General features: G+C 68.5%; 23 protein-coding genes. All 23 read right to left on the bottom strand.

From position 1 onward, the window contains the following. Positions 1-2,259, bottom strand: a complete 2,259-nt coding sequence (locus tag K2R93_12380; protein ID MBY0490630.1) for a phage tail protein — start codon at positions 2,257-2,259, stop codon at positions 1-3. 1 nt (position 2,260) lies between these two features. Beyond that, entirely contained in the window at positions 2,261-6,010 is a 3,750-nt protein-coding gene (locus tag K2R93_12375) for a hypothetical protein (protein ID MBY0490629.1), read from the bottom strand. Then, positions 6,010-6,336 (bottom strand): hypothetical protein, encoded by a 327-nt coding sequence (locus tag K2R93_12370; GenBank protein ID MBY0490628.1) that lies wholly within the window; start codon positions 6,334-6,336, stop codon positions 6,010-6,012. Before K2R93_12370 ends, K2R93_12375 begins: the two co-directional genes overlap by 1 nt. Positions 6,337-6,344: 8 nt before the next feature. Next, positions 6,345-6,845, bottom strand: coding sequence for a hypothetical protein (locus K2R93_12365; protein ID MBY0490627.1), 501 nt, complete (start codon positions 6,843-6,845; stop codon positions 6,345-6,347). Between the two features lie 66 nt (positions 6,846-6,911). Continuing rightward, a complete protein-coding gene (locus tag K2R93_12360; GenBank protein ID MBY0490626.1) occupies positions 6,912-7,844 on the bottom strand; it encodes a hypothetical protein in 933 nt (310 codons plus the stop codon). A 23-nt stretch (positions 7,845-7,867) separates the two neighbouring features. Next, entirely contained in the window at positions 7,868-8,296 is a 429-nt protein-coding gene (locus K2R93_12355; GenBank protein ID MBY0490625.1) for a hypothetical protein, read from the bottom strand. Beyond that, positions 8,296-8,790 carry a hypothetical protein gene (locus K2R93_12350; GenBank protein MBY0490624.1) on the bottom strand — a complete coding sequence of 165 codons (495 nt, stop codon included), beginning with the start codon at positions 8,788-8,790 and terminating at the stop codon, positions 8,296-8,298. The genes K2R93_12355 and K2R93_12350 overlap by 1 nt, the downstream gene beginning before the upstream one ends. Then, positions 8,787-9,155, bottom strand: coding sequence for a hypothetical protein (locus tag K2R93_12345; protein ID MBY0490623.1), 369 nt, complete (start codon positions 9,153-9,155; stop codon positions 8,787-8,789). Before K2R93_12345 ends, K2R93_12350 begins: the two co-directional genes overlap by 4 nt. After that, positions 9,155-9,649 carry a hypothetical protein gene (locus K2R93_12340; GenBank protein ID MBY0490622.1) on the bottom strand — a complete coding sequence of 165 codons (495 nt, stop codon included), beginning with the start codon at positions 9,647-9,649 and terminating at the stop codon, positions 9,155-9,157. Before K2R93_12340 ends, K2R93_12345 begins: the two co-directional genes overlap by 1 nt. Positions 9,650-9,655: 6 nt before the next feature. Continuing rightward, the gene (locus tag K2R93_12335; protein ID MBY0490621.1) at positions 9,656-9,829 is read right to left on the bottom strand and encodes a hypothetical protein; all 174 of its coding nucleotides are present in this window, start codon (positions 9,827-9,829) and stop codon (positions 9,656-9,658) included. 100 nt (positions 9,830-9,929) lie between these two features. Then, entirely contained in the window at positions 9,930-11,090 is a 1,161-nt protein-coding gene (locus K2R93_12330) for a hypothetical protein (protein ID MBY0490620.1), read from the bottom strand. Between the two features lie 162 nt (positions 11,091-11,252). Next, positions 11,253-11,984: a hypothetical protein gene (locus K2R93_12325; protein MBY0490619.1), complete on the bottom strand. Its 732-nt coding sequence runs from the start codon at positions 11,982-11,984 to the stop codon at positions 11,253-11,255. Positions 11,985-12,103: 119 nt separating this feature from the next. Beyond that, positions 12,104-12,307, bottom strand: a complete 204-nt coding sequence (locus tag K2R93_12320) for a hypothetical protein (protein MBY0490618.1) — start codon at positions 12,305-12,307, stop codon at positions 12,104-12,106. 18 nt (positions 12,308-12,325) lie between these two features. Further along, positions 12,326-13,342, bottom strand: a complete 1,017-nt coding sequence (locus tag K2R93_12315) for a phage head morphogenesis protein (protein ID MBY0490617.1) — start codon at positions 13,340-13,342, stop codon at positions 12,326-12,328. Between the two features lie 18 nt (positions 13,343-13,360). Beyond that, positions 13,361-13,567, bottom strand: a complete 207-nt coding sequence (locus K2R93_12310; GenBank protein MBY0490616.1) for a hypothetical protein — start codon at positions 13,565-13,567, stop codon at positions 13,361-13,363. A 54-nt stretch (positions 13,568-13,621) separates the two neighbouring features. Continuing rightward, complete coding sequence (locus K2R93_12305) at positions 13,622-15,250, bottom strand: DUF4055 domain-containing protein (protein MBY0490615.1); 1,629 nt, start codon at positions 15,248-15,250, stop codon at positions 13,622-13,624. A gap of 6 nt (positions 15,251-15,256) precedes the next feature. After that, positions 15,257-16,525, bottom strand: coding sequence for a PBSX family phage terminase large subunit (locus tag K2R93_12300; GenBank protein ID MBY0490614.1), 1,269 nt, complete (start codon positions 16,523-16,525; stop codon positions 15,257-15,259). Further along, positions 16,509-16,856, bottom strand: coding sequence for a hypothetical protein (locus tag K2R93_12295; GenBank protein MBY0490613.1), 348 nt, complete (start codon positions 16,854-16,856; stop codon positions 16,509-16,511). Before K2R93_12295 ends, K2R93_12300 begins: the two co-directional genes overlap by 17 nt. Before the next feature lie 45 nt (positions 16,857-16,901). Then, positions 16,902-17,249: a hypothetical protein gene (locus K2R93_12290; protein ID MBY0490612.1), complete on the bottom strand. Its 348-nt coding sequence runs from the start codon at positions 17,247-17,249 to the stop codon at positions 16,902-16,904. Beyond that, positions 17,246-17,623, bottom strand: a complete 378-nt coding sequence (locus tag K2R93_12285; GenBank protein ID MBY0490611.1) for a hypothetical protein — start codon at positions 17,621-17,623, stop codon at positions 17,246-17,248. Before K2R93_12285 ends, K2R93_12290 begins: the two co-directional genes overlap by 4 nt. A 174-nt stretch (positions 17,624-17,797) precedes the next feature. Next, entirely contained in the window at positions 17,798-19,957 is a 2,160-nt protein-coding gene (locus K2R93_12280; GenBank protein MBY0490610.1) for a bifunctional DNA primase/polymerase, read from the bottom strand. Next, on the bottom strand, positions 19,950-20,408 hold the full coding sequence (locus tag K2R93_12275) for a hypothetical protein (GenBank protein ID MBY0490609.1): 459 nt from the start codon (positions 20,406-20,408) through the stop codon (positions 19,950-19,952). Before K2R93_12275 ends, K2R93_12280 begins: the two co-directional genes overlap by 8 nt. A gap of 2 nt (positions 20,409-20,410) precedes the next feature. After that, positions 20,411-20,908: a hypothetical protein gene (locus K2R93_12270; GenBank protein MBY0490608.1), complete on the bottom strand. Its 498-nt coding sequence runs from the start codon at positions 20,906-20,908 to the stop codon at positions 20,411-20,413. Positions 20,909-21,019 lie beyond the last annotated feature (111 nt).

Raw genomic sequence — 21,019 nt, 5'->3', positions numbered from 1 at the left:
TCACACCCGTTCGGCGAGGTAGCGCACCAGCGAGGGCGGGCGCGAGTCGAGCGTTACCCGCGTGTTCTGCGGGTCGAGGAGATCGAAGGTCACGGCCACGACGCGCACGCTGATGCCGAGGTCGTCGAGCGTGAGCGTCCCGCCAAGCGTGATCGATTCGGCAGCGGGGACGTAGCCGACCACCGTGGCGAGCTCCCGCAGGGTGACGGTGAGCGAGCGCACGCTCAGCACGCGGGCCACGAGTTCCCGATTGGCGCGCTGCCAGAGCAGGTTGCCCTTGGCGCTGTCGCTGATCGGCCCCGGGTTGGTCGAGGACGCGAGCCAGACCGTGGCCCAGCGCAGATAGGTCGTTACGCCGTTGCCCGTCGATGCCGCGGGGAAGCAGCGCAGCATGATCTGGGTGTCGGCGCTGATCGTGGTGCTACAGGCCAGCGAGTAATGGGCGGTCGAGTTTGCCGGCAACGTTGTGCTCGCGATCGCGTAGCCGGTCGCGGTGTTCACACCGTTCTTGTGAATGACAATGCCCGGCAGCTTGCGCGTATAGATCAGCGACGGGTCGTCTGTGGGCGATCCACCGCTGTCGAGGTTGGATACCGAGGCACTGTTCGAGATGCACGTGAAGGCCGCCGCAGCATAGACCGCTGACAAACCCGCTACGTATTTCACCTTGTAGATCAAGGCCTCCGCGTGCAGGAGATTGGCATCCAGCTGTCCGGAAGGCGTGCCCATGCCGAATCCAGATCCGCCAAAGCCAGCGGAGCCGATGGTGCTGAACTCACCAAAGCGCAGCAGGTCATTGGTGGTCCCGTCATTCGGAAAGGCCGTGGGGCGCGTCAGGATGGTGGACCACAGGCTGCACGCGAGGGTGCCCGATGCCAGGGAAGCCGCGTCGATCAAGACCGTCCCGGTGCCACTCCCATTCATCTGCGCTGCCGCGCGCACCCGGGCCTGCGTCGCGCCGAGCACCAAGTAGTCGTCGCGATAGAAGATGAAGTTGGCCGGGGCCCCCGTGATCGTGATCGAGTTCCACGTCACGCCACTGTCCGGCGTTCCGAGGCGCGTCGCACTGCACGAGAGCGTCGTCGGGTTGGTGCGTGGATACCGCTGCAGCCACGCCGAGCTACGTGCGGTCCAGAAGGTTGGCGTCTGAATGTCAGTCCACGCGGAGAAGACGCCGTCACGGACAAGGTTTCGCTCGCCGCGCCCCGTGAAGTCGCCGACCTTGGCATTGCGGACCGTGAGCGCTGGATTGGTGAGCTCGAGCAGACGCGTGGCGCTGCTGTCCTTCACGAACTGGACGAGATCGCCAGCCGTGAGGCCGGTGGTCGCGCTGAGGAGCACCGCGTTGTCGCTCGCGCGACTGTCCTGCACCTGAAGGACCGTGGCGTCCTTGAGGAGCAGGTACGCGCCCTGCGAGGTCGAGCCAGTGCCGAACTGGCTATCGAACGCGATCGGCCCAGCGCCGCCGTCCGGATCCGTGAGCGGCACCCAATACGGGGCACTCCCGGGGATGGTGCCAAGCTTCCACGCATTCTCGCCCAGGGTGGCACGCTTGCCATCCACGGTGTCACCGAGCGGCATCACGGCCGAGACCTGCCCGTCGTCCTCCTCAGTCTCCGCCAGCTCCACGAGATTCCGCGACGTCGCCACGCCGATGATCGGCGCGGTGCTGCCGATGGCCGTGAGGAAGTCAATGGCGTACTGCGTGTCCGAGACGCGGCGTACGCGCGTCTCTATGCCGGTCAGGGTCTCCACCTGGCGCAGCCAAGAGAGCGGGGAATAGCCCGTGGTGCTTGCCGGGATGATGACCGGCGCGGTGTAGCTCACCGTGCCCAGGATGAACCAGCTGTAGCCTTTGGCCGCGAGGAAGGGCTGCACGATATCGGTCCACCAGCCCGTGATCGTGCGCGAGCCCGCGATATCGATCGAGGTCACGCCGCCCACGGTTTGCGTAATCGGCCCGACCCGTCCGAGTTCATCGCGCGGCGAGATGCCGATCAGCGTGCGCATTCCGTCCCCGAGCGTCCGCTTGCGGGAGCGAATGCGATGCTCCCGGAGACGGCCGACGGCATCGGTGGCACGAATGACCATGCCGCGCGTGACGACGCGGAGGACACTGTCCGGGCCCGAGAGCTGGCACTCGTCCGAGCCGTCGATCGCCTCGGTCATCGTGCACGACGCGAGTGGGTAGAGGGCGCCCAAGCGGACGCCCCCGGCCTGCGGGTAGTTCGACCAGTACTCCAGCTCGGCGAGGGCCATGTTACGTCAGCGCCGTGGTGCCGAGCCGGCGGTTCTCGACCCCGATCTTCCGCCCGCTATACTCGTCGAGCACGGGCACGAGCTGGGTGGCGAGGTTGTTTGCCAGCTCCTGTGGGGTCTGCGCAACGAGCGGTGTGCCCGTGATCGTGATCTGCACCGTGACGCCGCCCCCGTTCGCGCCCCCCACCTTGCCGTCGATGCTGCGCAGGACGGTGAGCTGCGAGAGCGCGACGTCGATCAGGCGGAGCGAGGTGGACTCGCTGGTCGCGTTGAAGGCGAGGTCGTTCGAGTACCGCACCGACGGGTCGAGCGGCCCGCCCGCCGCACTGCTGCCCGCCGGGGTCGCAGCGTTCATCGTGTCCGCGACGAGCTTGTTGTACTTGGCGTTGTAGATGTCGTCGATCTTCTGCTGCGTAACCGGGTCGTTCGCGAGCCCGTTGGCAGCCGCGTTCTTCCGCATCGTCTCGCGCCAGTCGTTCAGCTCCTTCACCGACGCCTCGAACGTCTTACCCGTGGCCTGTAGCCACTGCGTCTCAAGGTCGGAGCTGAAGTTGGCCAAGTCCTGCGCGGCCTTGGTCGCCTTGTCCATGTTTTCGGCGAGCGCCTGCATGGCCGCGGCCTGATCCTGCAACGCGTAGAGCTCCTCGAGGCGCGCGCGCATCGCGTCGTCGGTCGCGCCGGCCAGCTCCTTGGCGCGGTCGATCTCGACCTGCTTGGCCTCGAGCTCCTTGGCGAGCTCGGGATTCACCACCTTGAGGGCGTCGATCTTCCGCCGGTCGATGTCGGCGATCTTGTCGGCATACGCCTGGGCGGCCGCCGCGGCCTCCGCCGTGGCAATCGCCTGCGCTTCCAGCCCCTGCACGTACAGGATCTGCGCCCGCACCGCCTCGTCGGTGATGTTCGCCAGCTCGTTGCGGTTGGCGATGTCGCGCCGCAGCTGGGCCGCCTCTTTGTCGCGCCCCTGCGCCACCAGCGCCCGCACGGCGAGGTCGTCCTGCACCTGCTGCTTGGCCTTCTCGGCCGCCGCGTCGAAGTCCTGCAGGGCCTTGGTAAACTCGTCGCCGAGGAGCGTCTTGAGCTGCTCGAACATCTCGGCCGTGATCGTGCCGGCCGCAACCAGTTCCTGCGCCTGCGCGAGCGCCGAGTTGTTGGCGATCGTCTGGCGCGTGATGAACGCCCCGCGATCGTCGCCGTTCAGGGTCTGCCGGCGGGCCGTGAGGTCGAGCCCGAAGGCCTCGCGCTGCCGCTTCTTCTCGGCCTCGGCGGCCTGACGCGCCGCATCAGCGGCCGCCTGCTCGGCCGCCTGCACCTCGCGCAGCTTCTCGACGTAGGCGGAATCCTTGCCGTACTGGTCGATGGCCGCGTTGAGCTCCTTCTGCGCGGCGATCTGCTCGCGGATCCGGTCCGCTTCACCGCTGCGACCCTGCGCGGCCGCAAGACGCGCGTCGAGGTCGAGGTTCGCCAGGCGGAGCGCTTCGGCATACTGCGCCTTGAGGATCTCGATGCGCTGCGCTTCGAGGGTGTTCAGCTCGGCGAGGACCTTGTTCCGCTCGGCCTCGTTCTTCTTGCCAGAGTACGCGGCCTCGGTCGCCTTGCGCAGGTCGTCAAACTGCGAGCGGGCCTGTGCGATGGCAGCCGAGAGCGAATCGCCGGCGAAGGTGGCACGGATCCCCTCGAGCGACTTCTGCAGCTGCTGCTGCGCGATCGCCATCTGCGCGGCCGCCTGCTTCCCGGAGTTGGCCGCCCCGAGGAGCCCACCAATGCCGCCCACGATCCCACCGATGATGGCGCCAACCGCCGTGCCGATGACCGGGATGACCGAGCCCGCCGCGGCGCCGGTCAGTGCGCCCGTGGCTGCGCCCGCCAGCGCGCCGCCGGTCTTGCTCGTCGTCATCGACCCGACGGCGTAGCCGCCACCGAACGCCCCCACCACGCCACCGGCGGCCGTCGCGACCTGCTCACCGCCCGAGAGGCTCTGGTTGTTCTTCCGCATCTCGTCGGCGCGCTTCTGGGCCTTCATCAGCCCTTCGACCGCCACCGTGATGGCGCCCAGCATCTTCACCGCATCGCTCCCCGTGCCGTTGAGCACGCCGGACATTTTCCGCAGCGTCGTCGTGACCTCGCTCAGCGCGTCGTTCCACGCGCGCGTGTCCTTCGTCTTGTCGGGGATCTTGAACGGATCGGAGCCGTCCCAGCTCGAGAGCGCATCGCGCCGCTTCTTCGCCTCGGCCAGCGCCTGGGAGAGCTCGTACCACTCCTTGACCTGCGACCGGATGCGCGCCTCGACCTCGGGATCAAGGGTGTCATCCTTCGGCAGCTTGGCGCGCGCTTCCGCGACCGCCTTCTCCTCGGCCCGTGCTTCGGCGAGGGCGTCGTAGGCGTTCGCGTTGCCCTGCAGCTGCTCGATCTGCTCGCGCGTGACATCGATGTCGCGCTGGCGCCCAACGATGGACTCGGCGATGCTCGCGTAGGCCTTGTCGCGCTGCTCCTGGGTGCGCTTGACCGCATCACGCTGCTTCGCCTCCGACTCGTCGACGACCCGCTGCACGTCGGCAAAGATCGCGGTGACCTTGGCGCCCCACTTCTCCTCCTCTGACGCCGCCTTCGCAGCCGCCTTGCCCTGCGCATCGTAGACGGACTTGATCGTCTGGATGTCCGACACGAGGCGCGCGCGGGCCGCAGGATCACCGCCGATCGAGACATTCTGCCGCAGGTCCTCCTGCAGGTTCTTCAGGCGATCCCGCAGCTGCTGCTGCTCGCTGACGGTGGCCGCGTTGTTGCGGACGAGCGTCGCCAGCTGCTCAGTCGTCGCGCGCGAGTAGTCCGCGTTCGCTTCACCGAGGACGCGGTTGATCTCGCGCTGGTTCGTCGCGATACGATCCTGCAGGTCCTTGATCTTCGCGGCGGTGGTCGCGAGGGCCGCCGCCTGCTGGTCGGCCCCGCTCACGCCGGTCTTCGCACCGGTGGCGGAGCCGACGTTGCGTAGCTCGTTGAGGTTCCGCTGGGCGTCGGCCAGCTCGCGCGTCGCCTTGGCCTGCTCGCGCAACAACGTGCGCGTCTGCTCTGGGAGGTCGCCGGTGGCGCCTTGCCGCTGCTTCTTGCGTAGCTCGTCGGAGGCCTTGATGGCCTCCTGCGTCGCCTTCGTCGCCTCACGCGCGCCGGCGGTGATCGCGTCATATCCAGCGGCGATCGCGGCGATGCCGGCAATCACGCCCACGGTCGCGGCATTCCCTAGTGCGAAGCTAGCAAGCGTTGACGCGAGGGTGTTCGCTGGTCCGAGAGTACCCGTCAGCGACGTCGCGAGCGATGTAACGCTGCCGCGCAACATCATCGCCTGATGATGCCCTAACCCCAAATCTTCGGCGGCTTTCTGCATAGATGCCGCCATTTTGTACGCTTGCACTTCGGCAAGTGCGATTGCCCGCGCTTTCTTTTCTTCCGCCTCGGCGACCTTGGCCGCTGCCGCAGCCTGCTGCTCGGCCGCCTGCTGGGCGATGGCCGCATGCTCGCGCTGCACGTTCGTCAGCCGGCGCTGCTCGTTGGCCAGCCGGTTGGCTTCGGCCTGCGCCTTCTGCTGCGCCCGAACCTGCTCTTCGAAGCTCTGCGTGACCGTGTTGCTCGCCGACGCGACCGCGGCCGCCGTGCTCTTCGCCGCGGTGCCGACGGCCGCAAGCTCCTGCCGGATTTCGCCGGCGCCCTTCTTGGCGCCACCGCTGTCAATGACGACCCCGAGCTGTGCGAGACTGGCCATCAGGCCTCCAGCGGGGGAACGTCCGTGGGCTCAGGCGCCATCGCTCGGGCATACTCGTCGAGGTAGACCTCGTCGATGATGCGCACGAGCTGCACGTCGAGCGGGGTGAGCGGCGTGCCGGTGAGGCGACGGAAGGCGTCGAGTTCGGTATAGCTGATCGGCGTCACGCCCTGCGCGGACATCGGGCGGGCCCGGTGCAGGGCATCAAACGTGTGCCAGGCGGTGAGGCCGACCGGCGGCATCGGCGGTCCGACGAGCTCGCGCGCGGCCGCGGGATCCACCGCCGCGGCGCGCTCGAGATGTTCTCGGACCGTGAGCCCCTGCACGCGACGGTTCAGGCCGAGGCGATGGGCAGCGACGGCGCGGACGGCGTCGCCGACGCGGCGAAAAAACGCGCGCGGTCCGTCACGAAGGTCAGCGCTTGCGCACGGATCGGCGGGCATTGCTCGTACAGCGCGCGGACGGTTGCCGACGTGCACGGCACCGGCGCCCCCTCGTCATCCTCGAAGCCCCGCCAGCCGACCGTGAGCGCGACGAGCAGGTCGAGCTCGGCGGCTTCCTGCTCCGCGACATCCTCGGCCGTCACCTCGGGCGCCACCTCGGTCTTGTCCGTCTTCTGGCTGAACGCCGACGCGTAGAGGCGCGACTGCATGAGGGCCGCGCGCGCCTGCTGGTGGCGCTTCGCGACCGCCGAATCGGTGCCGAGGAGAATGAGGTTCGCTTGCACGCCGTCGGCGCCGAGCAGCGGCTGCTCGGGGGCCAGCGGGTCCATGAGCGGGCACTCGGCGCCCGCCTCGGCGCGGCGCGTGAACTGGAGCGTGCTGATCTTGGCCATGCCAATTCTCGTGAGAGAGGGAAACCGGCGGGCGCCGTGCGACGCCCACCGGGGACAACCGCCGCCTTACGGCGTGCGCGTGATCTTGCAGGTCGTGTTCGTGGCGTCGTAGCGCGCCTGCCACTGGAACGACTGGATGCAGGCCTGCCCACGGCCCACCGGCGCGATGCCGCCGTCGGTGAACTTCACCTGGTTCCAGAGGTAGGCGTCCTTCAGGTTCGACGCGCCGCCGAGCGTGGCCGCGAGCGAGGTGGCCGTGTCGCCGAGGTACTTGTCGAGGAGCGCCGACGCGCCCGTGGTCGGCACGTACAGCGAGGCCGAGCCCTTCGCGACGAACGTCGACGGGTCGAGCCCCGAGAGCGAGAGGCTGCCGAGCTGCGGCTGCGCGATGCCCGGGCGGCTGAACTCGAAGTTGAACTGCGTGACGCCCACGCCCTTGAGGTCGAGGGAGCCGCCTTCCTGCAGCAGCTGGATCGAGGCGATCGGGCTGAGGATCGCGTTCGTGCCGGCCGCCGTGGCCGCGCCGGTGCCGGCCGTGGCGCCCGCGTACGCCGTCGGCACGACGCCGATACGGCCCGTGATCTTGAACGTGATCTTCGAGCCCTGCTGCAGCGACACGGCGATCGACTCCACGAGGCAGCCCTTGCCGGGCAGGAACTTCGTGGCGTCGGTGTACTGATCCTCAATCGTGAACGAGGTCTTCGTCGAGCCGACCGAGAGTACGTTCGTCGTCCACGTGTTCGCGAAGATGCCTTCCAGCAGCGTGTGGAACGCGCCGTAGGAGTACTCGCCGTTGATTTCGAAGGTGCCGTCGGCGGAGACGCGGATCAGATCCGGGACTTCGTACAGCTGGATTTCTTCCGACTCGACGAACGAGCTCGCGACTTTGATCGCGGCGCTCGTCGTGCGCATGAGCTGCAGCGGGCTCGCCGGCGTGGTTCCGAAGGTCGTCTCCTTCAGCACGCCGACCTGATAGCCTCTGGCGGTTGCGTTGGGCATGGGCTGTTACTCCGGTGAGTTCGTCAGGGGTGGTCGAACGTGAGCGTGAGCGACACGGGCACGACCAGCCACGCGTCGAGGTCCTGCGCTGGCCCGATGCGGGATGCCAGCATCTCCACCGGGTAGGTCCCGGACACCTTGAGCGATGCCGCGCCGCACGCCGTCTTGAAGGCGTCGGAGATCGCGGCCGCGAGACTCATCGCATCGAAGGCGTCGATCCCGATGGGCTGGCGCACGTCCACGCGATACGTGGCGACGGTGCGCTGCCACGCGGTGGGGCCGCATTCGCGGTCGTTGGAGTCAAAGGCGACGAACCGATCCGCGACGTGCGGCGTGGTCGCGCCGGGGGTGACGGACGTGTTCTGCCAGGCGCGCGTCGCCGGCAGCCCGCTCACCGTGACGAGCACGGCCCGCAAGGCGACGATCAGCGCATCGCCCCAGTTGGTCGCCATCAGGCCCGCCCGTAGCCGACGCGGTCGGCGGCATCGTCCACGATCGCGCCGAAGCGCGCATGGACCGGTTCGATGAACACGGTCGAGCGCCCGGCGTTCGGGCCATACCGTCGCGTCTTCGGCTGGAACTCGAGGACCTGCGCGTACTCAACGACGGTGGTGATGTAGATCGCGTCGCCGAGCTGGGCGCGGCCGATCGGCGCCAGGTCGATTGTCTCGGGGAAGAGGACCCGCCCGGCGGGGTTCACCTTCCGCGAGATGAAGGGACGCTCGCCGCGCCCTTCCGCCGGCTCGTTCAGGGCCGCCACGAAGCTGGCCCGCGCCCAGCCGGTATCGATTGGCACGCCGGGCCCGTACTGGTTGCCGATTACGATCGCCTCGGCGGTCGTGTCGCCGGCTTCGCGCAGCACGAGCGTGGCGCCGTTCTCCACGGCGTCGCCGAAGCGCGAGAGATCGGCCTCGAAGTCGTAGACGAGCGCGAGCGGATCGCTCACAGCGCGAGCCCCACGAAGTAGCCGAGCGTCGCGCCCGTGGGGTTGTAGTCGTCGACCGCGACAACGCGGAATGTCGATCCTCCGAACTGGCACACGTGCCCGATCGCCGGCGCGAAGGTGAGCGCCCCGGCGGCGATGAAGAGGCCCTGCGAGGCTTGCGCCCAGCGGGAGTCGCCGCGCCGGCCAAACTTCCGCGGCGACCCGGCCACGGCATCGGCCGTCTGCGACACCGAGGAGCCGCTGGCGACCCCGGTGAGCGGGTTCGGCGCGGGCGCCGGCCGCGTGATCGTCACGGGCCCCGTCACACCGACGCCGGTCGCGGTGCGGACCGCGCGCGTGGTGAGGGCGACGAGATCGAGCGCCATTACGCGCGCACCACCATGGTGCCGGGCCGCAGAAACGGACAGATCAGGGCGCGCACATCGGGCGGCATCACGGCGCCGCTCGCGGGCGTGAGCTTGAGCCCACCGGGCAGCTGCAGCTCGGTGCCCGGCTCAAGGCCGGTCTTACTCCAGGGCGTGGCGCTTTGCTGCGACAGCCAGAAGGCGAGACGCGCCGTGGCCTGCTTGAGCCAGAGCGGGATGAGGTTCGACGCGACGGCGTAGCCATCGCGCGTCTCAAGCCACGCGCGGGGGAAGGCAAGCGCCTGCGTCGTCGTCGTCGCGACGCCGTCCCACGGCGCCCGCGACAGCCACGCGGTGGCCTCGGCCAAGCACTGCTCGGCGATCCCCTGCGTCACGCTCGTCCAGGCACTCGCGAACGGCGAGGCCTCAAGGATCGCCGTCGCGTCCGCATAGAGCAGGAACGTGTTGGCGTCCGCACGGCCGCTGCCGTCTTCGAGGACGAGCGCGAGCGCCACGGCGGCTTACTCGGCCGACGCGGCGCGGCCGCGCTTCGGGGCGTCGAACGGCTTCATCGTGGCCGCATCGAAGTCGGCCACGTTGATGACAATGAACCCGTCCTCGGTGTCCTCGGAGACGATCTTCATCGTCGGCGGCTGGGGCTGCGGGACCGAGAGCGGAACGAAGGTGTCGGACATAGTCGGGGCAGGGCGAGAGGAGGAGAAGTACGAACGGGTCGGGGGTCACGACGCCGGGCCACCGCAGTAGCACCGACGCCGGACCCCCTCCCCGGGCGAATCAGCCGGCGTAGCGCGTCGCGAGCTCCGGGCGCACGCAGGCGGCGCCGTAGAGCACGTCGAAGTCGAACAGCCACTGCTTGTTCTGGCGCACTACCTCGAGGCGGAGCGCGACACCCGAGACCGGGTCGACCACGCTCATCATCTCGGCGATGTTCTGCGACGCCGTCACCAGCGGGCGCGAGACGAAGCCGAACGCGTCGCGGTGGAACGCGAGGTTCACCACGTGCGTGGCCCGGAGCGTCATGGCTTCACCGCCCGACTTGGCGGTCTGCAGGGCCGGCGCGATGCTGACCGTCGTGTTGCCGACGGCGAGCGTGACGTCCGCGAGGACCACGTACGTCTGGTTATCACCCGCGAAGCTGATGATGTCGCCCGCCACGAGGTTGGACGCGTTGGTCGCCTTGGCGATCGAGACGGTGCCCGTGCGACCGGCGTCCGTGCTGCCCTGGTTGACCGTCTGCGCGCCGTTCACCGTCGCCGCGCCGGCCGAGAGGGCCGTCGACGTGTGCGTCGGGACCTGCTGGTCCATCGCGAAGTCGAAGCCGAGGCGACGACCGAGCGTGCCATCGATGATGGCCGAGGTCGTGCCCGACGAGTACTGCGCGTTGAAGGCCGCGAGGCCGAGCGCGTTGGCTTCGGCGTTCACGTCGAGGACGAAGCGGCGATCAGCGAGCGGGGCACGCTGCAGGTTGAGCTGCTTGCGGGCGCCGGTCGCGGCCGAGACGTCCGTGGCGAACGGCGTGGTGCCCGCCGTGCCCTGGTAGCCGTACACCTTCTTGTACTGCTGGAAGATGAACGCGTTGATGTCCTCGGCGAGCGCCTTCACCGCTTCGCCCGTCTGCTTCGACTTGAAGCCCGGCACGCTCACGATCTCTTCCATCTGCTTGTCGGTCAGATAGAAGCCCGAGCGGCGCCACTTGTTGAGCGGGATCTGCGCCTTCACCGGCTGCGAGTCGGCCGCCTGAATCGGCGCCGCGCTCGGGGACACGTCGGCCACCGACTGCGCCGAGGGGATCCAGAGGTTGACGACGTCGCCCTGATTCGCCGGCTCGTTCGAGTAGTCGGTGTTGACCAGACGCGGCATGACGCACGCATTGCGCAGCGTCTGCAGCCCCTGGGCGACGAGGATCGGGACAATGTCCGTGAGTGTGTTGGCCATCAGTCAGCTCCTGTTGAGTTCGCGCGCGCCCCGATCGCGGATATGCGATCGCGCTGCGCGCGCACCGAACGCCCCCACATGGGAGCGAATCAGCACGCGCTCAGCGCGACGCTGGTGTGCACGGTCCTGCTGTAGATCGCGCTCCGCGCGACCGGTCCTGCGTTACGACGCGACCTTGACCTGACCAGCCGCGATCTTGTCGAGGTTCGCGATGAACCCCGCGTTGTCGGTGATGGACACCGCGCCAGCCGTGCCGGTGGGCTTGCCACCGCTGTTGCCGCCACCCGCGCCACCGCCGGATCCGCCGGCCGGTTCGTAGAACTTCGGCGCTTCCGTCTTGAACGTGTCGGCGAAGAACTTCTCGACGGTGAGCCCCGTCGGATCGCCATCCTTGTCGAGCACCACCGGCTTGCCGGTCTTTTCGTCGTACGCGACGCGGCGGCCCTTCACGATGTCCAGCACGAAGGGCAGGTCCGTGGCGATGACGCCCGCCTTGCTCGCGGCATCGCGGATCGCGATCTCGAGTTCCCGGTCCTGATACTTCTGCTTGTACGGCGCCAGCTCAGCCAGGCGCTTCTCGTATTCGGCCTTCGTCTCGCCGATGCGCTTCTCAAGGATCTTGTCGAAGTCGCCGGCCTTGCGGGCCTGTTCGTCTTCGAGGCGCGTCATGTCTTCGCGGAACTTCTTGATCTGCTCCGGGCTCAGCCCGCCGAGCGACTGCTTCATCTGCTCAAACTCGTCCTGCAGGCGCTTCTTCTCGTCGAGGATGCGCTGCTGCGAGCTGCGGAGCCCTTCGGTGTCGGAGACGGCCCACTTGCCGTCCTTCGTTTCGATCGCGGACTCGCGCAGCGCTTCCGGGATCGCGTCCTTCGTGTCGAACATCTTCAGCGACATCAGTTCCCCTCAGGGGCGGATGGTTGATGCCGCAGAGTGCGTTGTCTTCGCCTGATGACGCCATCGCCACACGTCGCGATGTGGGGACAGTGTCCCCATAGCAAGCACGGCGCGTGTGGTCAGGCGTCGTCGTGCGTGATCACGAGCGCGGGTTCATCGCTCACCGGTCCGATGCCGTCGACCGTCAGGCCGTGCTCGCGCAGATCCTCCGCGGTCGGCTCGGGGAACGCGGTGGACAGCCACAGCGCAAAGCTGTCGTTCTCGCTGGTGTAGCCCTCGCCGGGCGTGAACGTGGCGGCGTGGTCGCCCTGGGTGATGCGCATCGTGGTCTCCGGAGATGGTTACGCGGGAAGGAGCAACACGTCCTGGCCGGGTGCCGGACGCTGGCGAACGCCGGGGCGCACGTGACGGATGAACGTCACGCATCGGCAGTTCGGGTGAAGCGGGGGCGAGGGGACCGCCCCGAGCGGCGTGATGAACTCGCCATCGAGCTCGATCCCATCGCGGTTGAGGTCCGGCACCGGCGCGCAAATCGGGCAGAGTCGCTCGTCGCGCGCGACCACCCAGAACTGGCGCAGCTCGGTGGCGGGCACCGTGCCTTGCTCGATCGCGGCGCGCCAGCTGGCCTTCGTCGCCTCGTTGACCGCTTGGATGGCGTTGGTGCGCGCGAAGGTCTCGGCGCGCCACGCGGCGAGCTTCCGCTGATACGCTTGCACCATCTTCTCGATCTGCGCCGGCGTCAGCGTGCCGCCATCGCGCAGCAGCCGCTCGAGCGTGCGGTCCGAGCGCAGATCGCGGAGGGTGCGGCCCAGCGCGTCGCGGAAGCGACCCTCCTCAAGCGCCGCGCGAAAGCTGCGGATGATCTTGAGGTCGTAGGGCGTGAGCCCACCACCCGCCACGCCGGCCTTGAGGCGTACGGCGACCTGTCGCGGGCCGACGCCCCGCGTGAGCTCCTCGGCCACGATGTCGCGCAGGCCCCCTTGCACGTCGAGCTTCACGCGCGCGAAGGCGCCGTTCTCCCACCGGCGCACGGCCTCGATCAGCGGCGGCGAGACCACCGGGGCGGCCACGCGGATGCGGAGGGTCGCGCTGAGGCTTGCCGCCTCGGAGGCCGCCAGCCGTACCACTCCCTCGGCATATAGTCCGCGGACGGCGGCCAGCGCCGCGGTCACGGCGGGTTGGGCCATCAGCCAGCCCGCGACCTCCTCGGGCGACCCGCTGGTGAGCCGGCGCACGAGCTCGGCGGCGTCCGCCGCGCCGAGGGCGGCCACGGCCGCGAGGAAGGCCGCCCGCAGGCGGGGCTCAAGGCGCGCCGCGAGCGCGTCCAGACGGGCTTGGGCCAGCTCGGCGGAGGTCACGAGGCCCCCACGCGGGCCCTATTCGCCCAACGTGGCCCGGATGTCGCCCAAGAGGACCCGGAGGAACTCGCCGGTGAGGCCCCGCGCCTCGTCGGGCGTGAGGCCTTCTTCGCGCAGGGCGCGGTAGAAGGTGGCCGCCGGATGGGCGGCACTGCGCGCGACGCCGCCAAGGATCTCGACGGCGTTCCGGCGCTGGCCCTCATTGGGGCCGATGGGACGGGGCATGGGTTCACGGTGTCACGCCCCGCCCGAATGCGCAACCACGCGGACCGCGGCGTTTCACGCGGCCGCCGCCGTCGGTACGCTGTCCGCCCCATCGGCGGCCAACTGGCCTGCGTTCCCCGTCTGCGCAGCCTGCTCGGCCGCGGCCGCGGCATCGGCTTCTGCCGCTGCCAGCAGGGCGCTCGAGGTCATCGCCATCGAGGCGCTGTCGGGCAGCTTGCCGGTGCGGAGATACGCGACCCAGTCCGACACCTCGAGCACGCCCTTGAGCACCGCCTGCCACACAAGCGCGGCGAGCTGCGGGTCGACGTCCGGCGAGGCGTAGGCGGTGTGCATCTCGATCTCCGGTGGCTGGACGCCGCGGTAGGCCGCGTGGAACGTGAACGCCTGCTCGAGCAGGTCCTGCAGCCCACGCGCAACGCTCGCGTGCGACTGGTTCTCGGCTGCCATGTCGAGCGACCTCCCCTTCGCCGTCTCGGTGCTCGTGCGTCGGTCCTTGGCGAGGAACGAGAGGCCGAGCGCGGCGATCTGGCGGACGATCTCGTCGCGTTCCTGGCGGCTCTCGGCGAGCGCGTTCGGATCGGCCGCAACCCACGACATCTTCGCCTGAGCGTCCGTGGCGCGGACCACCGAATTGGGGCCCACCTCGAGCGGCCGCTCGTTGCCGTCGTCGTCGCGGTCCACGCCCACGCCGGCGAGGAAGAGCGTCGGCGCGTGCGTGAGGCGCATGAGGTAGCGGCGGTCCGCCGTGAGCACGTAGTGGTCGAGGTTGAGCTCGGCGATCGCGAGCAGCTTGGGCTCCGACACGAACGGCGCCGACGGCCGCCCGGGATAGCCGATGGCGAGCGGGATCGCGGTGAGCGGCGCGTTCTTCGCGCCGCGCATCGCGCCGGTGCTGATCAGTGCGAAGTGCTCGCCCGACGCGCCTTCGGCCTCCCGATGCTCCCACACCGCGAAGGTGACGCCGGCGGCGGTGAGCTGCAGCACGCGATAGCGATCTGCCGTGCGCATTCCGAACGTGCCGGCGGCGACATCGGTCGGCTCGTGAATCACGACCTGCCGCACGATCGCCTGCTTGGCGAGCGCCTTCACCTGGTCGGCCGTGAGCGTCCCCGCCGCGTAGGCTTGGATCAGCTCCGGCCACTGCGGCGCCTCGACCACCCAGCTCAGGATCTGGTCCGCCGTGACGAGCACCCAGTACGGACGCAGACCGAGCGCCTGCTCGCTCGCGAGCGTGAGCCGGACGCCGTCGGGCACCGGTGGCGCGTCGACGAGGATCCCGACGAAGCCGCCGACGAGCAGCTCCTCGGTGAGCTGGCGCGCGAACACCTCGCCGTGCGTGCCGCGCCCGTCGATGTCCTCCCAGTCCTGCTCGATCACCGGATCGACCGTGTCCGACAACGTCGGTGGCGTGCCGGCGATCATGCCGACCGTCGCCTCGACCGTGCGCGCGTAGTAGCGCGTGACCTGCGCGATCGTCGAGCGCAGCTTGTAAAACGCGGGTCGTTCGGCGGGCCAGCGCGGCAGCGCCGTCTCACCCAGGGAGCGCACGCCGCGCGTGCCGGCCATGAAGGCGCGGGAGAGGGCGCGAGCCCACTCACCCGCTTTGTACTCCGGGCGCTTGAAGTCGGGGCGCTGGTCAGCCGGGGCCTTGCCCGGAATGGTCTGCGAGACAGAGTCGGCCATGCCGGGTTACCCAATCGCAAAGGTGGAGACGCGCATGGCGCCGTGCCCGAGCCGGTTGAACTCCTGCCAGAGCAGGTAGCCCAGCGCGTCGTTCGGGTGGTCGTAGCCGTCCGTCTTGTCCGGAATGTTCGTGTCCGGCTTGTAGGTCTGGCCCCCGAGCGCCTCGATGAGGTGCTTGGCGCGCGGGTGAATGCGGAGCCGTCGGCGGTCGCCGTCGTGCAGCATGGCGTTCACGTTGTTGACGCGATCCACCACCGGCGGATGCGCCGAGGGCGCGCGCACTTCGAAGCCGAACGAGCGGATGATGGTGAAGTCGGTCTGTCCCGCGCGCGCGTTGGTGTGTCGCGCGTTGCCCGCCGGATCGGGGCAGAAGACCACGCGCCGGTTTGGGTAGCGGCGCCGCACCTCCTGGCAGACCTCCTCGGTGTTCGAGGTCGGGACCAGCAGGCAGTCGAGCACATGGCACTCGTCCACGGCGCGCACCGCGATGACCGTCGCCATCGGGTTGATGTTGAAGTCCTGCCCGATGAGGATCTCGCCGCCCAGGTCCTTCACGCTCGGATCGACGTTGCCCTCGGGGAACGGCTTCTCAAGGAACTTCGGATAGACCCGCCCCTTCCCGCCGAGATCGTAGGCGCCCTCCCACACGTGCGCGTACTTGTCCGGGTCGGCGCGCCGCAGCTTCTCCGCTTCGCGCCGAAGCGTGGACGGCAGGAACGGGTTGTCGCGGTAAGTCGAATGCACCCGGATGCGGTCGTCGTCTGGCGTCGAGAACATCACGTCGACCGGATCGGTGCGCTTCTGCGGGTTCCAGCTGAACCAAAGCTCGGAGCCTTCGACGCGGATGGTTGGCGTGAGCAGGTCAAGCGAGCGCTGCGAGATGCTTTGCGCCTCCTCGACCCACGCCAGCTCGAACCCTTCCAGCGACTTGATCGAGTCGGCCGTGTGGTCCTGCATCCCTTCGAAGATGCAGATGCCCGATCCGCCGAGCCGTCGGATTTCCGTCGCCGTGGGGTCGAACAGCCCAGCGACGCCAAGTTCCTCGATCTTCGATTCGATCAGCGCCTTGGCCGAGAACTTGAGCGAGCGCTGCACCTCGCGGATGCACACCACGCGCGCCGAGGGTCGCCGCACCATGTGCTCGACGATCTCCTCGGCGAAGAAGTGCGACTTCCCCGACCCGCGGCCACCGCTGGCGCCCTTGAAGCGGCATGGCCGCTGCAGCGGACGCGCCCAGCGCGGGATCCGCCGGCGGATCTCACGCGTCGTCGCCATCGGCCTCACTGGGGTCGATCACCTCATGCACGATGCGCAGCTCCATCGGTCCGCCGCCGTGCCCCGCATGCTCCACCGCCTGCACTGCGCGGCCGTAGCCGAACTCGCACGCCATCTTGTAGGCCGCCATGAAGTGCGGATGCGTGGGCGACTTGAGCACGGCCTCCAACGCCTTGGTCACGTCCGCGCGCGACACCAACGCGCGCATGTGCTCGCGAAACTCGTTAGGCGGCCGACCGGCATTCGGCGCGCCCTTTTTCGGGCCGCGCCCACGCTTCGCCGGATCCGCGGCCGCCCCGCGCAACGGGCGACCGCTTGCGGACTTGCGCACAGACTTTTCCACAGGCGACAACGGCGTGATGGGCATAGTCCGACCCTAGGCCACCGACGGCATCGCCGACACTCCGCGCGCGTGGGAATGTGGTGCCCATGTCCCCACATCAGCGCCCACCGGCGTCGCCAACGCCATCGCCCGCACGCCCTTGAGGTCCGCGTCGCCCTCGAGGACATAGCCCCACTTCACCAGGGCCCGCATCGCCCGGCGTACGGTCTTGCGATCCAGATGCAGCGTCAGCGCGATCGAGGCCTGATAGACCGGCCGGTACGTGCGATCGGCGGGCAATAGCTCCACCAGCTGCACGAGCACGTGAAACGCGTGATGATGGCGGAGGCGCGGATCCGCGATGCCCGCCCGGAGCAGCGGATGAATCAACGGGGAACTCATTGCGGCCTCCGGAGCGCGCGGTGCAGCAGATCAAGCGTCGCGAGGCGCGTCTCTTCGCCGGCGAGCACACGGAGCACACACCACCCCAGCACCGCGGCGGTGTTGAGCTTCTCGTGATCGGCGCGCATGCCGCCCGGGCGGGAGTGGCGACCGTACGACCCCGACGCGCCGTCGACTTCCAACGCCACTTTGCACCGGGGCCACGCATAGTCGAAGCGCCACCGGCGCGGCGGGGCAAAGCAGTGTTCCCGCTCAAAGGCGGGGACATCGAACGCCGACGGATCAGCGATCCACTCCGCCCGCGGGTGCGTGAGCGGGCGGCCGTTCTTGCCGGTGGTGATCACCGGCCACTTCGCATGCAGGCGGCGGTTCATGGGTAAGTCCGCCGCAAGTCGTTGTGCTGCGCGGTAGTGGCAGTTCGGGCAGAAAAAACATAGGCCTTCTCCAGCCCCTTTTCCCCCCCGCACGCGTACGCGGGTGATGTGTGTGCAGTAATGTGTATGGATAGATTCTTTGTCTTTACTGCTATAACTCTGTAAGGCATGGGGTTACGCGGCCTCCTCGGCAGGCTGAATGGTCGTTACTACCAGCGCGTGACGGGGTCTCCCGCCCGTCGGACTGCTGCCGAGCTCGAGCCACCCGGCAAATCCTGCCTCCTGCACCCACTGCACGGTCTCTTCGCGATCGCGCTTGACCACGCCGCGGAACACGCGATGCCGCGTGATCTCCTTGATTGTGAGGCCCCGTTCGCCGGCCTCGCGCAGCGCCTCGAGGAAGCGATTGCGGAGCGCGTGGACCGGGCTGTCGGACAGACGCTCTTGCACGGCGGGGATCAGCTGCTGCAGCTGGTAGCCCGCGACGGCGATGCCCCAGCGCGCATGCGGCTCGTCGACCGTGACCGCGTCGGGATCTTCCGCGAGCGCCGCCAGCAACGCCAAGCGCATGGCCTGCTCCCCAGCGCGCATCGGCAGTTCGCCGAGCTTCTCGGCTTCCAACACGTCGGCGCGCGCGTTGCACTCGCGCTTGAAGGCGCGAAACGCCGCCATCGCCGGATCGGTGATCGCCAGCCGCTGCGCCGGCGGCAGCTCCGTCACTCGTCCAATGACGTCCAGATTGCCCCGAGGCGCGAGCACGCGCCGGATCCAGCCCACGACCTGGGCGGGCGGCTCTTCGTCGCTCCCATCGGCCAAATCGCCGCGCGGCACGGTCGCCTCGAGCACGAGGAAGCGATTGAGAAACCCGCTGCTGATGCGGTTCCCCTTCAGCGACTCATACCACTCGTTCGGCGTGGTCAGCCCGATCACGCTCTTCCCCGGCCGCTCGATTGCCTTCCGCTCGGCGTTCTTCCGCTGCTTCGCCGACAGCGTCAACGTCGAGAACTGCGGGGTGATCGCGACGTCGTCCACACGGGAGAAGAGCTCCATCAGCGCGGTGAGCACGCCGTTCTTCATCGTGGCCCCATCGCTCCCGCCTGACGCCGCGCCCAGGAACTGCCCGAACTCGTCGACGATGGCGAGCGACTGCGGCTGGGAATACAGCGACGACCAGACGGCCGAGCGGGACGTCCACTCGTTCGGGCCGATGAGCGTTGCCGCATCTCCAGCGCGCAGCAGCGCATGCGCCGAGCGGCGGACGTGTTCCTTCCCGGTGCCCGACTTGCCGATCACCAGCAGATAGAGCGTGCTGTAGTTCTGCCGCGACGTCGTGTACCGCCGGGCGCAGACCGTTGACGCGACGCCCAGGGCCGCCGCGACGGAATACATGCGCACCGGGTGCGGGGCCGTGCGCATTGACCACGCGACCATCTCCTCGAGGATGCCGGGGAGCGGCTGCTCGAAGGGATTGGCGAGTGGCACCGGCCGCGTTGGTCGGATCACGCGGGGCGTCACCTGGGCGATCATGAGATGGCGCGCGATCTCGGCGTGCTTGCCTTTCTCTTCCTGGTACGCGTACTCAACGAGCCGCTTGACCTCGTCGGGGTCCTTTGGCGGATCGCACTGCACGGCGTTGGTGTTCAACACCATCCGCAGCGCCATCTCCGGGTCGACCTGCGACGACGCAAGACTGCCGGCGAGCGCGAGCAGGGCGCCATGGCGTTCCCCGGGGCCAATCCGGTCCTGCGTGACCGACAGCCGCACACGCGCGCGGCTGGCTGGTCGCTCGTTCGCTGCCGCGACGGCCGCCAGGGCGATTGGTGGCAACGGGATTGCGGGTGCGTCGTCGGACACCTCATACCGGCTACCCAACGCGTGGAGCGATGGCGGCAGCATGACATGGCCGAGCGCCGAGCGCACAACGATCCCGTGCACCGACGCGCCCGAGGGCAGCGGCGGGTGCGTGTAGTACCGGTGCACGCCCTTGCCGGTGCGCACTTCGAAGGTGGGCTCCGCGAACAGACCGAGCCCGCGGGCCGCCGCGACGGCGTCCTCCGAGTCGATGTCGAACGCGAGCAGCCCGGCTGACGCCGGCACGCCGCCGATGTTGGCATCGGGGAAAACCTTCCACCACGCGCGGATCTGCTCCGGGTTCGTGCTGGCGTCGTCCTTGCCGTTCTTCACAATCGGATGCTTCCCGATCGCGGGGCATTCGTCCTTCTTCACGCACGAACAGCGCACCGGGCGACCCGGCTCCACGATCGGATGATGACAGGGAAAGACCGCCCAGCCCTTCGCCACCCACCCCAACGCTGCGGCGAGCATGTCAGCCACGCGGCTTCCTCCATTGCGTGATGTTGCCGGCTTCCTTCCACAGCGCGTCCCAGTTGTGCACCCAGCCCATGACGGACTCGATGCCGCCGCCGGAGCCGTGCACGAGCTCGAACTCCGTGACGACGGGCGACACGCCGAACAGCGCGGGCGCCGGATCGTAGATGACGGCCAAGCCGGTCATCATCGAGGCGGCGACATGGTCACGAAACTCCTCGAGGCTCGTGTACGGCTTCACCTCGACGTAGAGATCGTGCGTCGGCGGGCATTCGGAATGCCCGCACGGGATCTGCACCAAGAAGTCCGGTGACCAACCGGCGAGGTCGATCGGTTCGTACTGCCACTTCCACTGCGCGAGGTCGAAGAACGCGGCCCAGCGCGCCTCCAGTCGAGAGCGGAAGCGCACGCCGGCGTAGGTCGTAGGATGAGCCTTGATGGTGTAGGGGCGTGGCATGATTAGTCGGCTGGTTTCCATGAGTACCACGCGGGCTCCTCGTAGTGGATCGAGGGATCCTCACGTAGCTTGGTCAGTAGAGATTGCGTCGACCCGCCTTTGCTGAGACCAGTCAGCGTGATCAGGTCGCGCGTCCGAATTCGTTTGTGTGTTCTCACTGCCTCGCGTAACAGGCATAGGCGATCGCTGTTTCGCTGCTTGCCCGCGATCGGATCTCGAAGCACCGTGGTGGGCATGGAGAAGTCTTCGTCTCCGATGTACTGCCGTACCCACCTGTCGAAGCGCATCGCTTGCAACTCTGCGTACTGGCGCCGAAGCAGCTCGATCTGCGCTACTGCCTGCTGATGCAGTGATTGGTAGTACTCTGCGGTCTCCCGCCAACCGCCTCCGTTGATCATGATGTGCCACGGGAGGCGATTAACCGTACTCTGCTCTGCTTGATCACCACGAATCCACGCTTCTGCAGACGCTCTATCCAAAAACGACTTCTGCTTCTGCACGCGTTTCCCATCCTCAACCCACGACCGACGGGCGACATACTTTCCGTCGCGAAACACAACGCTGCCGTCGCCCTTCTTCGCTCGCGTGCGCTGCGGCTCCTGTGAACTCCG

Source organism: Gemmatimonadaceae bacterium (assembly GCA_019752115.1).
Lineage (GTDB): Bacteria > Gemmatimonadota > Gemmatimonadetes > Gemmatimonadales > Gemmatimonadaceae > Gemmatimonas.
The sequence above is the reverse complement of the archived record's forward strand: the minus strand, read 5'-3'. Positions and strand labels throughout refer to the sequence as shown.

Excerpts from the sequence above, each read along its gene's own strand:
- K2R93_12330 (MBY0490620.1), bottom strand. The coding sequence starts at position 11,090 with ATGGCCAACACACTCACGGACATTGTCCCGATCCTCGTCGCCCAGGGG.
- K2R93_12365 (MBY0490627.1), bottom strand. The coding sequence starts at position 6,845 with ATGGCCAAGATCAGCACGCTCCAGTTCACGCGCCGCGCCGAGGCGGGC.
- K2R93_12345 (MBY0490623.1), bottom strand. The coding sequence starts at position 9,155 with ATGGCGCTCGATCTCGTCGCCCTCACCACGCGCGCGGTCCGCACCGCG.
- K2R93_12380 (MBY0490630.1), bottom strand. The coding sequence starts at position 2,259 with ATGGCCCTCGCCGAGCTGGAGTACTGGTCGAACTACCCGCAGGCCGGG.
- K2R93_12335 (MBY0490621.1), bottom strand. The coding sequence starts at position 9,829 with ATGTCCGACACCTTCGTTCCGCTCTCGGTCCCGCAGCCCCAGCCGCCG.
- K2R93_12285 (MBY0490611.1), bottom strand. The coding sequence starts at position 17,623 with ATGAACCGCCGCCTGCATGCGAAGTGGCCGGTGATCACCACCGGCAAG.
- K2R93_12305 (MBY0490615.1), bottom strand. The coding sequence starts at position 15,250 with ATGGCCGACTCTGTCTCGCAGACCATTCCGGGCAAGGCCCCGGCTGAC.
- K2R93_12310 (MBY0490616.1), bottom strand. The coding sequence starts at position 13,567 with ATGCCCCGTCCCATCGGCCCCAATGAGGGCCAGCGCCGGAACGCCGTC.
- K2R93_12375 (MBY0490629.1), bottom strand. The coding sequence starts at position 6,010 with ATGGCCAGTCTCGCACAGCTCGGGGTCGTCATTGACAGCGGTGGCGCC.
- K2R93_12290 (MBY0490612.1), bottom strand. The coding sequence starts at position 17,249 with ATGAGTTCCCCGTTGATTCATCCGCTGCTCCGGGCGGGCATCGCGGAT.
- K2R93_12360 (MBY0490626.1), bottom strand. The coding sequence starts at position 7,844 with ATGCCCAACGCAACCGCCAGAGGCTATCAGGTCGGCGTGCTGAAGGAG.
- K2R93_12355 (MBY0490625.1), bottom strand. The coding sequence starts at position 8,296 with ATGGCGACCAACTGGGGCGATGCGCTGATCGTCGCCTTGCGGGCCGTG.
- K2R93_12320 (MBY0490618.1), bottom strand. The coding sequence starts at position 12,307 with ATGCGCATCACCCAGGGCGACCACGCCGCCACGTTCACGCCCGGCGAG.
- K2R93_12325 (MBY0490619.1), bottom strand. The coding sequence starts at position 11,984 with ATGTCGCTGAAGATGTTCGACACGAAGGACGCGATCCCGGAAGCGCTG.
- K2R93_12275 (MBY0490609.1), bottom strand. The coding sequence starts at position 20,408 with ATGCCACGCCCCTACACCATCAAGGCTCATCCTACGACCTACGCCGGC.
- K2R93_12300 (MBY0490614.1), bottom strand. The coding sequence starts at position 16,525 with ATGGCGACGACGCGTGAGATCCGCCGGCGGATCCCGCGCTGGGCGCGT.